Source organism: Rhizobium sp. YS-1r (genome assembly GCF_000757525.1).
Lineage (GTDB): Bacteria > Pseudomonadota > Alphaproteobacteria > Rhizobiales > Rhizobiaceae > Neorhizobium > Neorhizobium petrolearium.
Genome location: NZ_JPYQ01000006.1, coordinates 219774 through 233986 on the forward strand (window position 1 = coordinate 219774; position 14213 = coordinate 233986).

General features: G+C 60.4%; 15 protein-coding genes. 5 read left to right on the top strand and 10 right to left on the bottom strand.

Annotated elements, in window-relative coordinates; genetic code table 11:
* Positions 1-217: 217 nt before the first annotated feature.
* Positions 218-1270 carry a LacI family transcriptional regulator gene (locus JL39_RS05520; RefSeq protein ID WP_037147147.1) on the top strand — a complete coding sequence of 351 codons (1053 nt, stop codon included), beginning with the start codon at positions 218-220 and terminating at the stop codon, positions 1268-1270.
* Between the two features lie 40 nt (positions 1271-1310).
* Here JL39_RS05520 and gndA read toward each other — a convergent pair whose 3' ends face one another.
* Positions 1311-2741 carry an NADP-dependent phosphogluconate dehydrogenase gene (gene gndA, locus JL39_RS05525; protein ID WP_037147152.1) on the bottom strand — a complete coding sequence of 477 codons (1431 nt, stop codon included), beginning with the start codon at positions 2739-2741 and terminating at the stop codon, positions 1311-1313.
* Between the two features lie 220 nt (positions 2742-2961).
* On the opposite strand from gndA, the gene JL39_RS05530 reads away from it, so the two are divergent.
* The 3 genes from JL39_RS05530 (at position 2962) to JL39_RS05540 (ending at position 4565) form a co-directional block, all read left to right on the top strand.
* Positions 2962-3723, top strand: coding sequence for a helix-turn-helix domain-containing protein (locus JL39_RS05530; RefSeq protein WP_037147155.1), 762 nt, complete (start codon positions 2962-2964; stop codon positions 3721-3723).
* A 67-nt stretch (positions 3724-3790) separates the two neighbouring features.
* Entirely contained in the window at positions 3791-4198 is a 408-nt protein-coding gene (locus tag JL39_RS05535; RefSeq protein ID WP_037147158.1) for a polyketide cyclase, read from the top strand.
* A 10-nt stretch (positions 4199-4208) separates the two neighbouring features.
* Positions 4209-4565, top strand: a complete 357-nt coding sequence (locus tag JL39_RS05540; protein WP_037147161.1) for a VOC family protein — start codon at positions 4209-4211, stop codon at positions 4563-4565.
* Positions 4566-4568: 3 nt separating this feature from the next.
* Here JL39_RS05540 and JL39_RS05545 read toward each other — a convergent pair whose 3' ends face one another.
* From JL39_RS05545 to JL39_RS05580, 8 genes are all read right to left on the bottom strand, one after another.
* Entirely contained in the window at positions 4569-5276 is a 708-nt protein-coding gene (locus tag JL39_RS05545) for a PAS domain-containing protein (protein ID WP_037147163.1), read from the bottom strand.
* 186 nt (positions 5277-5462) lie between these two features.
* On the bottom strand, positions 5463-6392 hold the full coding sequence (locus tag JL39_RS05550) for a lipid A biosynthesis lauroyl acyltransferase (protein ID WP_037148477.1): 930 nt from the start codon (positions 6390-6392) through the stop codon (positions 5463-5465).
* A 6-nt stretch (positions 6393-6398) separates the two neighbouring features.
* A complete protein-coding gene (locus tag JL39_RS05555) occupies positions 6399-7427 on the bottom strand; it encodes a zinc-binding dehydrogenase (RefSeq protein ID WP_037147166.1) in 1029 nt (342 codons plus the stop codon).
* Between the two features lie 59 nt (positions 7428-7486).
* On the bottom strand, positions 7487-8773 hold the full coding sequence (locus tag JL39_RS05560; RefSeq protein ID WP_037147169.1) for a beta-ketoacyl-ACP synthase: 1287 nt from the start codon (positions 8771-8773) through the stop codon (positions 7487-7489).
* An 11-nt stretch (positions 8774-8784) separates the two neighbouring features.
* On the bottom strand, positions 8785-9987 hold the full coding sequence (locus JL39_RS05565; protein WP_037148479.1) for a beta-ketoacyl-ACP synthase: 1203 nt from the start codon (positions 9985-9987) through the stop codon (positions 8785-8787).
* Positions 9988-10117: 130 nt separating this feature from the next.
* On the bottom strand, positions 10118-10591 hold the full coding sequence (locus JL39_RS05570; RefSeq protein ID WP_037147172.1) for a 3-hydroxyacyl-ACP dehydratase FabZ family protein: 474 nt from the start codon (positions 10589-10591) through the stop codon (positions 10118-10120).
* An 18-nt stretch (positions 10592-10609) separates the two neighbouring features.
* A complete protein-coding gene (locus JL39_RS05575) occupies positions 10610-10894 on the bottom strand; it encodes an acyl carrier protein (protein WP_003495848.1) in 285 nt (94 codons plus the stop codon).
* 102 nt (positions 10895-10996) lie between these two features.
* Positions 10997-11971, bottom strand: coding sequence for a nucleoside hydrolase (locus JL39_RS05580; protein WP_037148481.1), 975 nt, complete (start codon positions 11969-11971; stop codon positions 10997-10999).
* 179 nt (positions 11972-12150) lie between these two features.
* Between JL39_RS05580 and JL39_RS05585 the strand changes: the two genes are divergently transcribed.
* Positions 12151-12936, top strand: coding sequence for a TSUP family transporter (locus JL39_RS05585; protein WP_037147175.1), 786 nt, complete (start codon positions 12151-12153; stop codon positions 12934-12936).
* Here the strand turns inward: JL39_RS05585 and cobU are convergent.
* Entirely contained in the window at positions 12933-13454 is a 522-nt protein-coding gene (gene cobU / locus JL39_RS05590; RefSeq protein WP_037147178.1) for a bifunctional adenosylcobinamide kinase/adenosylcobinamide-phosphate guanylyltransferase, read from the bottom strand. The genes JL39_RS05585 and cobU overlap by 4 nt on opposite strands.
* Positions 13455-14213: the final 759 nt, after the last annotated feature.

The following is a 14213-nucleotide window of genomic DNA, read 5'->3' on the forward strand; positions in this document are numbered from 1 at the left end:
CTCAATCCCATTTCGCGATTGCAAAAATCCTCTCGCATATGCGTTGTGCAACCGGAAGATATATGGTTCTGCGGACCTGCAAATTTTCCCTCGACATTTTACCTGTAACGTTTCAGTTTTATGCCTGACGTGGAGGAGAAAAGAAAGGGTCGCTCCGTTTTCAGGCAAGCTTGAACTCACTATAGTGATCGCCTGACTCGGGTAGTGACGGCGGATAATGGACGACAGCGGAAGACCAAGAACGCTCGGAGCGCGGGACGCGGTCCGCGAGCGCCCCACCTTGAAGACAATCGCCTATATGACAGGGCTGGGGATAACCACCGTCTCACGGGCGCTGAAGGATGCGCCTGATATCGGCGCAGAGACCAAGGAGCGGGTGCGCCTCGTCGCCAACCAGCTCGGTTATCAGCCGAACCGCGCGGGCGTCAGGCTGCGCACCGGCAAGACCAACGTGATCGCCCTCGTGCTCAGTATCGACGAGGAACTGCTGGGCTTCACCAGCCAGTTGGTGCACGGCATTTCCGAAGTGCTGGGCGGCACGCAATATCACCTCGTGGTGACGCCGCATTCCTTCGAGAAGGATCCGATGGTGCCGGTGCGCTACATTCTCGACACGGGTTCAGCCGACGGCGTGATCATTTCGCGTATCGAACCCGATGATGCGCGGGTGCGGTTGATGACGGAGCGCAACCTCCCCTTCGCAACGCATGGGCGCACGGATATGGGCATCGTGCATCCCTTTCACGACTACGACAACGAAACTTACGTTTATCAGGCTGTCCAGAAGCTCGTCCAAAAAGGCCGCAAACGTATTGCGCTTCTCGCGCCCCAGAGCCGTTTTTCCTTCTACACCCACAGCCGTATCGGCTTTGAACGCGGTTTGACGGATTTCGGTGCGACGGAAGTGCCCATGGGCCGCGTGACGAGTGAAACCCCGCTGGACGAAACTCGTGCCTACGCAGAACGGCTGATGCGTTCGGCCGGATCGCCGGACGGCATCATCTCGATCAGTGGATCGGCAACGATCGCCCTGGTCGCCGGCCTCGAAGCGGCCGGCAAGAAGCTCGGTATCGATGTCGATGTCGTCTCGAAACAGTCGGCGGAATTCCTGAACTGGATCCGGCCGGAAATCTATACCGTCAACGAGGACGTGCGGCAGGCCGGGCGCGAGCTCGCGAAGGCTCTGATGGCGCGTATTGACGGCGTGGCGCCCGAACTCCTGCAGAGCATCGCCCAGCCGGTCTGGTCGAAAATGGGCCCGAAGGAGTGAAAAGCCCGCCAATGAGGGCTTTTTCCATCGTCCAGGTGAATCAGGCGAATTCCTCAAGGCCGCTGCCCCAGGGGCCGTGATGCTTGTCGACGCCGTCGAGGCGGTCGAAGCCGTGGGCGCCGAAGAAGTCGCGTTGCGCCTGGATGAGGTTCGCCGTGCCCCGGCTGCGGCGGTAGGCATCGAAATAGGAAAGCGCCGACGAAAGCGCCGGGACCGGCAGGCCGGACAGCGCCGCGTAGGAGACGACCCGGCGCAGCGCGCCATCGGTTTCCTTGACCATCTTCGAGAAGGCCGGCGTGACGATGAGGTTCGCGACATGCGGGTCCTTGGTGAAGGCCGAAGTGATCTCGTCGAGGAACTGCGACCGGATGATGCAGCCGGCGCGCCAGATCCTGGCGATGGTCGGCATCGGCAGGTTCCAGTTGTATTCGGCGGATGCCGCGGCCATCACCGCGAACCCCTGGGCATAGGCACCGATCTTGGCGGCGAGCAGCGCATTCTCGAGATCGGCCAGGAAGGCCATGCCGTCCTTCGGCCTCTCGGCTTTCGGCAGACCGAAAATCCTCTCGGCCGCAACACGTTCCTCACGCTGTGACGACAGGATGCGGCCGGCGACGGCCGCCTCGATGGCGGTCGCCGCAACACCCATGTTCTGCGCCTCGATGACCGACCACTTGCCGGTGCCCTTCTGGCCGGCGCGGTCGACGATGACATCGACCATCGGCTTGCCGGTGATCGGGTCATTCGCCTTCAGCACCTTTTCGGATATCTCGATCAGGTAAGAGTTGAGGCGGCCGGTATTCCAGCGGCCGAAGACGTTGCCGATTTCCGACGCGCTCATGCCGAGGCCGTCGCGCAGGATGCCGTAGATCTCGGCGATCATCTGCATGTCGGCATATTCGATGCCGTTGTGGATCGTCTTGACGAAATGGCCCGCACCGTTTTCTCCGAGCCATGCGACGCAAGGCTCGCCGTTGAACTTGGCAGAGATCGAGGTGAACACCTTCTCGACGCGCTTCCAGCTTTCCTCCGTGCCGCCGACCATGATCGACGGGCCGTGGCGAGCCCCCTCCTCGCCGCCGGAAACGCCCATGCCGATGAAGGTGAGACCGCTGTCCTTCAGATTGTCGAAACGGCGCATCGTATCGCGGAAGTTCGCATTGCCCGCATCGATCATGATGTCGCCGGCCGAAAGATAGGGCTTCAGATGCTCCATCTGCTGGTCGACCGGATCGCCGGCCTTGATCATGATGATGATCGGCCGCGGCGGCCGGATGGCGGCAACGAATTCTTCCAGCGTCTCGCAGGGGACGATCTGGTTCTGCAATGCGCCGGCCTCGGCATGGAACTTGCGCGTCACTTCCGCAGTGCGGTTGAAGACGGCGATCTTGTTACCTTTTTCGGCGATGTTGAGGGAGAGGTTAGAGCCCATGACGCCGAGCCCGATAAGGCCGATTTCTGCCTGTTCCACGGATGTGCCTCCATTTGAAGATTCGGGGCTGTTGTCGCACTCAAATTATCAAACGGCAAGGCAAAGGCGGCATTAAACGATTAAATTTCGGTGACATTCCGTCTTCATCCGGGCGACGAAGTGGACCGGGAATGAGTATCTGTGGCCTATGCTCCTCAGCCACCTGCGGTGCCTTGCAAGTGCCGTTTTCCGGTGCGACAAGGACTTTGTGAGCCGAGTCATGAATGCCAGGAAAGAGACACCCTTGCTGGCCATGCGCGCCGGCATCTACAGCGAGCAGCCTGCGACCGGGGAGCTCGACAAGCTTTTCCGTTGCTCATGGTCCCATACGTTGCCGGATGACTTCCAGGGCCGCATGATCGTTGTGCCCGACGGCTGTTCGGATCTGATCTTTGCCGGTGGCCGGCTGATGATCGTCGGCCCGGATCGCACAGCCGCCTTCCCTGCCGTTGCTGCCGGAGAAACAATCCTCGGCTTGCGCTTCAGGCCGGGTGCCGCGCTGCGGTGGCTCGACGTTCCGCTCAACGAACTCGTCGGAAAGGCCATCCCCCTGTGGGACCTGAACCGTGACACGCAGGAAATCGAAGAACAGCTTGCCAATGAAAGCAGCCTCGCCGGAAGGCGCGCGCTCCTTCACGCATGGGCGCTCAGGAAGTCCGTGGCGACCGCTGACCCAAGGAGCGACATGGAAGCGCTCTTCAACAGCCTCAGCAATGGTACGCTTCATGATGTTTCTGTACAGGCAGCATTCGGCGAACGCACCCTGCGGCGGCAAAGCCGTGATCATTTCGGTTACGGCCCGAAGATGCTCCAGCGCATCCTTCGTTTCCAGCGCTTTCTCCGCCTGACCCGCAGGTGCTCCCCACAGAGTCTGGCTATCCTGGCGCTGGAGGCCGGTTATGCCGACCAGGCCCATATGACGCGCGACGTGAAGGAATTCACGACGCTGACCCCGCAAGATATCCGCCGACAGCTCGCCTGATTGTCCGTTTTGTTCAAGAAATTCCAGCTTCGTGTCGGTAGGTTTTCGGGAAATCGAGGAAACGATCATGACGACAATGCCCGCCCGTATCATCCATATCGGCATCGAAAGGCCCTGGCTGGAGGTCTATGACTTCGCAAGCAGACCTGAGAACATGCCGCTCTGGGCGTCCGGTCTGTCCTCCGGCCTGACCCGCGAAGGCGAGGACTGGATCGGCGACGGCGGACCGATCGGCAAAGTGCGCGTGCGGTTTGCCCCACCGAACCGGTTCGGTATCATTGACCATGTGGTGAGCATGGAGAACGGCCTTGTCGTGGAAAATCCGTTGCGGGTGGTGGCGAATGGCGATGGTGCGGAAGTCATGTTCACGCTGCTCCAGCGCCCGGACCTGGACGATGCGGCCTTCGAGGCGGACGCCGCGCATATACGGAAAGATCTGAAGGCGCTGAAAGACCTGCTGGAAGACAAGAAATAGGAGAGCACCCATGGGAGCCAAGGGCGCGGATCGCAAGATAGATTACATCGAATTCAACGTGCGCGACATAGGAAGAGCCAAGGCATTCTATGGCACTTCTTTTGGCTGGACCTTCACCGACTACGGTCCGGACTATTGTGAATTCCAGGACGGACGGCTGACCGGCGGCTTTGCGAAATCAGCCGATATCAACGCCAAGGGCGGTGCGCTGATCATCCTTTTCGCGGACGAGTTGGAGGACGCCCAGGCACGGATCGAGAAGGCCGGCGGCAAGATCGTCAAGCCGATCTTTTCCTTTCCCGGCGGACGGCGGTTCCATTTCGCCGATCCGGAAGGCTACGAACTGGCCGTCTGGTCCGACAGATAATCGCTATGCCGCCGAACGCCGTCGGCGATCGGCAGTTTCCTGCATGACCAGCAACGCGCCGACAGGCTGCGATGAGCCGGAGACGCAGGGCGACATGCGGCAGCGGATGACCACAGTCTGGCCGTCCACCTGGTCTGCATAAGTGAAGGAGACGCTTTCGCCCTTGAAGCACCGCTCGAGGCCTGGCTTGAATTCGTTCCTGAAACGGTGAATGCCCACGAATTCCGCGAAATGGCGGCCGATCAGTTCGTCCCGCGACACGTCAAGACGCCGCGCATTCGTTTCGTTGGTGTAGAATATCCGGTAGCTGGGCGCGATGACGACAATCCGGTCGGATATGCGGTTGAGAAGCGCATCGTCGAGAAATCCGTCTGCCGTTGCATCCGCAATGATCGACGTTTCGCCTGGCTCGGGCTGACGGTTGGCCGACTGGCCGGTTTGCGGAGCGACGTAACGCTCTACGAGCATCCGCAGCAGGTGCCCGTTGCGGCGGACGCAACTGCGGTCGTCGGCCTCTTCGTTCAGGAGATCGAGCGCGAACCGGAACTGCGCCTGAATACTGGCCGGATCTTTTCCCTGAGAAGAGAAAATTGCGAGCATGAGAGGATCAAGGTCGCGATCGAGCGCGACGGTTGCCAGCGTATCATTCCGTTCGACCGCCTGACGCAGATCGGTATATTTGGACCAGAAGAGATCGATCAGCGCTTGCAAAAATACCCCCTCGCCCCCTCTATCTGGAGACTGCCGCCAATCCTTCCCCTGCGACCGGCGCTTCGTCATCAAATCCGCCAGACATTAATTCTTCTCCTCAAGGACGGACCCAAATTTTGGTCGATGACTTAACGTAGAACGCTCGGCCATGCGGCTCCAAGTTGTATCCAGGGATCATCTGAAGATTTACAGATACCGCTTGATATGCCACCGGTCGTGGTACCAGAGCCATTGCTCGGGATACTCCCGCACCCAGCTCTCCACCTTGTCGTTGAGCATCTGGCCGGTGGCCTGGAGGTCGAGATTACCCTTCTCGTCGCGCGGCAGCTCGATCTTCGGCTCGATCTCCAGCCGGTAGCGGTTGTCGGGCAGACGGATGCAACGTGCCGGATAGACCTCCGCGTTGAACTGCCGGACGAGTTTGGCGAGCAGCGGATTGGTCTGTACCGGCCGGCCGAAGAACGTCGTCATAAGGCCCTTGCGGAACTTCTGATCGACCAGTACGCCGACCCCGCCGCCCTGTTCCAGCCGACGGGCGAGCGCAAAGGACGAACCCGCATGTGAAGGCACGAGCTGGCCCATGCGGCTGGCACGAAACGCAAAGACCTTTTCCGCGATATACGGATTGTTCGGCGGCCGGAAGAGCACCATGACCTCCAGGCCGAAGGCCTTTCCGGCGACGGGCAGAAGCTCGAAATTGCCGGTATGGGCAGTGAAGACGATGAAGGGTCGCGGATTGTCGCGCAGGTCGACGAAGATCGGAATGCCCGACACCTCCACCCTGCCCGGCTCCGTCCTCTCCGGATCGAAATCGAACAATCGGTCGAGGAAAACATATTCGGCCGCAAGCCGTCCCATATGGCCCCAGCTCGCGATCGCGATCTGCTCCAGTTCTTCGTCGGTCTTTTCCGGGTAAGCATTACGCAGGTTGACGAGCATCAGCTTGTGCCGGCCGAGCCTGGGGCCGATACGACGCGCCATGCGATCGGCAAATCGGATCGCGGGATCCGCAGGAAAAACCTTGAGAAGATTGAGGAAGCCGAACGCAACCAGCGCCACCAGCCATTGCTGGAAGTTTCTGAGCGCGATGACGATCCGTGTGAGGAAGAGCTTCAAGGGCATTCAGTCCATGCGGAGCACGATCTTGCCGAAGACCTGGCGGGTTTCCATGCGCTCCAGCGCCTTGTCGATCTCGTCGAAGGTGACTTCCGTGTCGATGACCGGGTAGACGATACCCTGGGCCATCTTCTGCATGGCGTCCGCCATGTTCTCCATGCGGCAGCCGAAGGAGCCGAGCAGTTTCAGCTGCTGCTGGAAGAGCATCATCAGGTTCATCTCGGTCGAGACGCCGGAGGTCGAGCCGCAGGTGACGAGCCGCCCACCACGTTTCATGGACAGCATAGAGCCGGCCCAGGTATCCTTGCCGACATGTTCGAAGACCACGTCGACGCCCTTCTTTCTGGTGAGCTTGCGCACCACGCCCTCGAACCGGTCGGTGCGATAGTTGATGACGTGATCGGCTCCGAGAGCCTTCGCCCTTTCGATCTTGTCGTCGGAGCCGACGGTGGTGATGACGGTGCAGCCCGTCTTCTTGGCGAGCTGGATCGCCGCGCTGCCGATACCGGAGCCGCCGGCATGCACGAGGATCGTCTCGCCGGGCTGGAGCCTAGCATTGTCGAAGAGCATGTGCTCCACCGTGCCGAAGGTGACCGGTGCAAGCGCTGCGCCCACAGCATCGACGCCCGGAGGTGCCGGCACGAGAAGGCGTGCAGGAAGATTGGCCTTCTCCTGCGCAAAACCGTCGAGATGGAAGCCGTGCACGCCGGAAACGTTTTCACAGAGATTGTCGCGCTTCTCACGGCAGGGCTTGCAAAGGCCGCAGGTGCGCGCGCCGTAGATCGAGACGAGCTGGCCCGGCAGGACATTCGAGACGCCCGGACCGATCGCCTCAACGACACCGGAGGCCTCCGCGCCGATCGTCAGCGGCATCTTGCGCTTGGCAAACGCCATGCCGCGCCAGCCCCAGACGTCGATGTGGTTAAGCGCCACGGCTTTGACCCGCAACGTGACCTCGCCCGGCCCGGGCGCTTCGGGTTCGCGGATGTCCACGGCCTCGAGCTTGCGGTCATCGATCAGTTGCAGAGCGCGCATAATAAATTTTCCTTCGCCCGAAGGCGTTCCAACTCGTCAAACGTGATTGGCGACGGTCTCTAAGCCGGTTCCAGCGTCATGACAAGGCTGGCGTTCTGTCCACCGAAGCCGAAGGAGTTCGAAAGCACGGCGTTGGCCTGAGCGTCCCGCTTCCTGTTCGGCACCACATCGAGCACGATCGTCGGATCGGGATTGGTGTAGTTGATGGTCGGCGGCAACGTGCCTGTAAGCATCGTCTGGATCGAGAAGACGGCTTCCACGGCGCCTGCAGCCGTCAGCGTATGCCCGATCATCGACTTGTTCGACGAGACGGGAATGTCCTTCAGCCCGTCGCCGAAGACAGCGAGCATGGCGCCATATTCCATCTTGTCGTTTTCCGGCGTCGAGGTGCCATGCGCGTTGATATAGCCGATCCCGGTTTCGTCCATGCCGGCATCAGCAAGTGCCGCGCGGATCGTGGCGATTGCCGGGCCGCCATCCGGAGAGGAACGCGTGCGATGGAAATGGTCCGCCTTTTCGCCGCAGCCCTTCATGATGCCGAGGATCTTGGCGCCGCGAGCGATGGCTGATGCCAGCGATTCGAGCACCAGGGTTGCAGCACCTTCGGCGATGACAAAACCGTCGCGATCCTTGCTGAATGGCTTCGACGCCTTTTCCGGCGGATCGTTCTGGGTGGAAAGCGCCGAGAGCAGCGAGAAGCGGATCAAAGCCTCGGCACTCACCGAGCCGTCGGTCGCGACCGTCAGCGCGCGATCGGTACGGCCCTGGCGGATCGCTTCCACGCCAAGCTGGATCGCGGTGGCGCCAGATGCACAGGCCGTCGAGAGCGTTACCGGAAGCCCGCGTGTGCCGAACGTATCGGAAAGACGCTCGGAGATTGAACCGAACTGCACGGCTTCGAGGAAGACGGGATCGGGACGCTCGCGCATGGCCGCCAGGAAGCGGTCATAGGCATCGCCTTCCGTCTTTGATGGCGGAGCGCGATCGGCAAGCGCGAAACGGTCGCTCCATTCCGGCTCGACCGGGGGGGCCGCGAAAAACAGCGGACCGTCGAAATCGCCTGAAAGACCCGCCTGTGCGAGCGCTTCCATAGTGGTTTCGCGCGCGAAGGCGAAGGAACGCTCGACGGAATTTTCAGCCGGAACGGGAATGAAATCGACCGTGCCGCTGATCCTGGTGGAAAGCTTGTCCGTCGGAAAACGAATGGTCTTGTGGATGCCGGACGTGCCGGAGGTCAGCGCTGCCCAGTTGTCCGCGAGCCCCTGGCCGAGCGAGGTCAGGACGCCCATGCCGGTGATGGCGACGATCGGGCGGCCGAGATGATCCTTGAAGCGATTGTCGCTCATCAAAATCTCCTTTACGCGGCCGAGAGGACAGCAAGTCCCTCGCCGCGCGTATAACCGACTGTCGTCACCACCGCATGCTTGGCGGGCGCCGTCATCGGCTGTTCGTTCTGGGCATCGAATGTAGGAATGCGCGCGGCGCCATCCAAGCTGAGTGCCGCAAGTGCAAGGCCAAGCGGGAACTGCGCTTCCATGCCGTGTCCGGTCACTCCGCCATAAGCGCGGATCGGCATTCCCGGAAACTCCTTCTCAAGCAGCAGCTTTTCACGGGCGGCAAGATCGACAAGCCCGCTCGTGCCGGACAAGACGACCGTATCGTCCTTCGAAAGACCGGAGGCATGGCTGGCGAGTCGCGTCAGGCGCTTTTCGAGCTTGCCTTCGTCGCGATTGCCGCGGTCGCCTTCGATCGCGTCGATGACGGCATAGATATGCGCGCCACGGGATTCGGCATGCGCGCGGGATTCGAGCACCAGGAAAGCGCCAACCGACCCCATGATCAAGCCACCGCCATTGTCCGGGGACCGTGACCAGATCGGATGCCAGTCCCCCGTCGCATGGGCGCGGATACCCTCGACAAGCAGGATGATATCGGCACGCTCGGCCACGAAGGCGCCGCCGACGAGGCTGTGGCTCGACTGGCCCGCCTTGATGCGGTGAAAAGCCGTTTCAACGGCAGAAATGCCAGCCGATTCCTCGCCCATGAAGGTGCGTGACGAGCCGGTGACCTTATGGACGATGGAAATATTGCCGGCGACGAGATTGGAAAGCTGGGCAAGGAACAGCGTCGGTCGAAGCTCGGTCGTCAGTTTCTCGTTGAGCAGCATCTCGCGGTCATTGCGCTTCAGCGCTTCGTCGACGATCAGGGAATCGACCTTGATATCGCGTTCGCCGCCGCCGGCGGCCACGATCATGTCCATCGAGGCACAGGCTTCCGCATCTGTCTTGAGACCGGCATCGTCGAGCGCAAGACCAGCGGAAAAGACGCCGAGCCGCTGCCAGTTCTCCATCTGGCGCTGGTCACCGCGCTTCGGGATCTGCGCCGACCAGTCGATTTCCGGCATGGGATGGACCGGATAGGGAGCGAAACGTTCCGTCTCGACCCTGGGCGCACCCGCGTCGGCGGAAGAGAGAAGCGCAACGTGCGGCTCCTTCCCGACGCCCTGGCAGGTAACGATCCCGATCCCGGTAATCACGACATCATTGTCAGACTTCATCATGTCCTCTTTGCCCATCGGCTGATGGATGAGCGTCCAGCAAATCCAGGAACATGGAAACCGGTTTTCCGTCCGGAATTGCGTCAAAATAAAAATTCGGGGCCAGTCGTCGTCCGTGAACGATGAATGGCTCTTATGCCTTTGCGGCGAGCGCGTCCATAAGGCCGACCTCTTCCGCGCGCTTGCGGACAATCGGCGCCAGCGGGATTTCGCTGAAGGGCATGGTGCGCAGCTTGAGCTGCGCGTCGCATACCTTCTTGCCGGCACTCGTAATCTTCGCCTTGGTGACGGCGTAGCCCGAACCCTCATGCTCCAGAAACGCCTCGATGTCGAGGACGGCATCCGGTTCGACGAACGTGCGCATCTTGGCGCCGTCGACCGACATCAGGAAAGGCATGGCGGCAAAATTCGTGGCGGCGAGCACCAGGAAACCCGAGGCCTGCGCCATGGTTTCGATCAGGAGGACGCCCGGAACCAGCGGCATTCCGGGAAAATGGCCCTCGAAGACCGGGCTTTTAGCCGGCACGACCGACCGCGCCTTGAGGAGTTTGGCGCCTAGATCGACCGCTTCGACGCGGTCGATCATCTGGAAGTATTCGAGCAGCATGAGATTGCCGGCGGGCGGTCAGCCCTTTGCCGCCCTCAGCTCGTCGATTTTGGCGCAGAGGTTCTTGAGGACGAAATATTCCTCGGTCGAAACCTTGCCTTCGTTCACTTCCTGCGTCCACTGTTCCAGCGGAATCTTGATGCCGAATTCCTTGTCGATGGCGAAGACGATATCCAGAAAGTCGAGGCTGTCGATGCCCAGGTCATCGATCGTATGGCTTTCCGGCGTGATCGTTTCGCGATCGATTTCGCTGGTCTCAGCGATGATGTCGGCAACTTTGTCGAATGTAGCAGTCACGCCCATGTCCTCTGAAGAATATCAAAATCAACGTCCCACATAGGGAAATCGATCTCAAATGCCAATGGCCTCGTTTTCGAGAGCGTCAATTTGCGCTGGAACTGTTGCCTAAACAGCAATCGAATGGCGACCTTCCACCAGCGCCGCACGGATGACTTCCAGCACCTCTTCAGATCGGACATCCGTGCAGACCCGCTGGCTCGGGTGGCCATCCCAAGGGCTTCCGGTGAATTTGCGGCCATGGTCCGGCGACTGGATCGTCGCTCCATCGGCAATGCCGCCGCAGACGACGCGCACGGCACCGCTGCGCAAGGTAAAAAGGTCCGGCCGAACCAGGTAAACACAGGCCGTGCTGTCATGCACGGCCATGCCGGCAATGCCGACGCGGCTCTTGTAGAAGTCGATGTAATACTGCGACAGGTCCGAGAGGAGCTGTACGGACTGATCGCCCGACTTGACCATCACGTCGAGATATTCGGCGGTCATGATCGTCTTCATCGTCACGTCGAGCCCGGCGATGGTCACTTTCCACGGTGCGGTGAAAAGAACGTCGGCCGCTTCCGGATCGCCGTGGATATTCGCCTCGGCAGCAGGCGTCACGTTGCCGATCACATCGAAGGCGCCGCCCATGACGACCACTTCCTTGACGAGGCCTGCGATGCCCGGATCAGCCCTCAGCGCCAATGCGAGGTTTGTCATGCGGCCAACGGCAACCAGCGTCACCTCGCCCGGATTGGCCCGCACGGTCTCGATGATGAACTGATAGGCGGGACGCGAATCAAGCGGCCAGTCGATCGTCTGCGGCACGCCGATATTGCCGAGGCCATCGGCACCGTGCACGACGGATGCCGCTCGATCATCGCGGCGCGAGGGATCGAGCGTGCTTTCGGCGCCAATCGAGATGGGTGCGGAGATATTCCATTCCCGATGCAGGAACTGCGCATTGCGGGTGGTCAGCTCCAGCGGCACATTGCCGAAGACCGTCGTCACGCCGAGAAGGTCGATCTCGGGATGCCGATGCAGGAAAAGCAGGGCCATGGCGTCATCAACGCCTGGATCCGTATCGAAAATGACCTTATGCATATGCTTCATCCCCATATTCGGCGGCTTTCAAGGCGGCGCACAATAGCGCCAAACATTTGCAGCGCAATCCCCGGCGGCATGGCGACTTCGAGCGAGATTGCCTTGCGTCAATCCACATTCGATGCGAGAAGCGCGCCGCGTCTTAGTTCGCGCATTTCGCCGCTTACCGAGTTTTTCCCTTGAACGACCTTGCCTCGCATCTCGTCCTGATGCTTTTCCTCGCCTCTTTTTTTGCCGGTTTTGTGGATTCGATCGCTGGTGGCGGCGGGCTCATTACCATTCCGGCCATGCTGATCGCCGGCATTCCGCCGCTGGAATCGATCGCAACGAACAAGCTGCAATCGCAATTCGGTTCTGCTTCGGCGACAATTGCCTACGCCCGGCGCGGTCATGTCAACTTAAGAAAACAGCTGCCGATGGCGGCCATGTCGCTTCTCGGCGGAGCCATAGGCGCCATACTCGCCTCCATGGTGCCGGCCAAGTGGCTCGCGGCAGCAATCCCCTTCCTGCTGATCGCGATCGCCGTCTTTTTCGCAGTCAAACCGAACCTCAACGACAGCGACAGCCACCAACGGGTGACTCCATTTGTTTTCGGGCTGACGGTTGTTCCCCTGGTGGGGCTTTACGACGGTGTGTTCGGTCCGGGTGCGGGCTCCTTCTATATGCTCGGCTTCGTTTTGCTCGCCGGGTTCGGCATGCTGAAGGCGACCGCCCATACCAAGCTCATCAATCTCGGATCGAACTTCGGCTCCTTCCTGGTCTTTGCCGCAACGGGTTCGGTGCTCTGGAAGATCGGCCTTCTGATGGGGATCGGCCAGTTCTTCGGCGCTCAGGTCGGCTCGCGGATGGCGATGAGGAGCGGCGCGAAGCTGATCAAGCCGCTGCTGGTTCTTTCTTGCCTTGCCCTGGCGCTCAAACTGCTCGCCGATCCGGCCCACCCGGTGCGGATCTGGGTCGGTTTCTAACCCTTCATCTTCAGCGGCAGACCGGCGGCGATGAAGAAGACCTCATCAGCCGCCGCGGCGATCTTCTGATGCAGGCGCCCGGCATGGTCTCGGAACTCTCTCGCCATTCTGTTCTCCGGCACGATGCCAAGCCCCACCTCGTTGGAAACGAGGATCAGACGGCCAGCAAGGGGAGCGAAGCTTCGGACGAGCATTTCGCCTGCCGCATCGATATCCCGATTTTCCATCATGAGGTTGGTGATCCAGAGCGTGAGACAATCGACAAGCGCTACCCTGCCCGGCGCATCGATTGCTTCGATGCGCGACACGAGATCGACCGGCACTTCATGTGTCACCCATCCGTCGCCCCGATCGGCTCGGTGACGGGCGATCCGCTGCCTCATTTCGTCATCATAGGCGCGGCCGGTCGCAATATAGTGGCGTTCAAAGCCGGTCTCCCGGGCGAGTTTTTCGGAAAAGCCGGATTTGCCCGAGCGGGCACCGCCGAGGACGAACGTGACGTGACCGGAGCGTGTCATGGAAGAAAGGAGCCTGTTCCAGAGGGGACCGGACGATTCGTAGACAAGAGAGGCGTCCGGCCCTGTTGGTGGTGATGACTCTGGATTTGCATTGCCTGGCAATGGTGAAGGCTTTGGAGATAAGTGTCAATCTCCGCTGCCGCAACGCCCGCTCGGATGCGGCGGCGGTGAATCTGACGACAATCGGAAGATGAAAATGCCCGCAGCCGAAAAGGTCAAGGCGCCGTCGGGAAGCAAGGGCAACCGGTACGCACTACCTGATCCGGTGCCAAAGGCAAGCTAACCGCCCGCATTGAAACCAATAGCGCGACATTCTTACCGGATGGTTATTACGGGCGGTAAGCTGCGTGAATTTCTTATTTTTCGTCTTTTTTCGAAAAATTTCGGACTGCTGGAAACGGCGCTAATCGACTACAAAACGTCAAATCTCGGGCGTGACTTTTTCGCCTACCATGTACCATCTCTCCCGCACGCTGGAATTGTCGCTGAGAACGATGGCAAATGATGATTTTTCGACCGGGAATCGAGCTCAGACAAAGGTTTGATATTTGCCCGCGCATTGCGCGCTTGCCCGGGACAGGTTGATTTCTGTTGGGGAAACCGTACCTTGCATTGGGCTGACATATAAATGCGCAGTATCTGTGACAGCATTCCGCAGATGCGAAAAGACGCATCGCCCCAGCAACGTCTGCGCGGCAGCATTCACCGGTTGTATGCGCTGCGCCCGCGCTAGCGGATGGCCTTGCCGGACATCCACCG

Excerpts from the sequence above, each read along its gene's own strand:
- JL39_RS05520 (WP_037147147.1), top strand. The coding sequence starts at position 218 with ATGGACGACAGCGGAAGACCAAGAACGCTCGGAGCGCGGGACGCGGTC.
- JL39_RS05530 (WP_037147155.1), top strand. The coding sequence starts at position 2,962 with ATGAATGCCAGGAAAGAGACACCCTTGCTGGCCATGCGCGCCGGCATC.
- JL39_RS05535 (WP_037147158.1), top strand. The coding sequence starts at position 3,791 with ATGACGACAATGCCCGCCCGTATCATCCATATCGGCATCGAAAGGCCC.
- JL39_RS05540 (WP_037147161.1), top strand. The coding sequence starts at position 4,209 with ATGGGAGCCAAGGGCGCGGATCGCAAGATAGATTACATCGAATTCAAC.
- JL39_RS05555 (WP_037147166.1), bottom strand. The coding sequence starts at position 7,427 with ATGCGCGCTCTGCAACTGATCGATGACCGCAAGCTCGAGGCCGTGGAC.
- JL39_RS05560 (WP_037147169.1), bottom strand. The coding sequence starts at position 8,773 with ATGAGCGACAATCGCTTCAAGGATCATCTCGGCCGCCCGATCGTCGCC.
- JL39_RS05565 (WP_037148479.1), bottom strand. The coding sequence starts at position 9,987 with ATGATGAAGTCTGACAATGATGTCGTGATTACCGGGATCGGGATCGTT.
- JL39_RS05570 (WP_037147172.1), bottom strand. The coding sequence starts at position 10,591 with ATGCTGCTCGAATACTTCCAGATGATCGACCGCGTCGAAGCGGTCGAT.
- JL39_RS05575 (WP_003495848.1), bottom strand. The coding sequence starts at position 10,894 with ATGGGCGTGACTGCTACATTCGACAAAGTTGCCGACATCATCGCTGAG.
- JL39_RS05580 (WP_037148481.1), bottom strand. The coding sequence starts at position 11,971 with ATGCATAAGGTCATTTTCGATACGGATCCAGGCGTTGATGACGCCATG.
- cobU (WP_037147178.1), bottom strand. The coding sequence starts at position 13,454 with ATGACACGCTCCGGTCACGTCACGTTCGTCCTCGGCGGTGCCCGCTCG.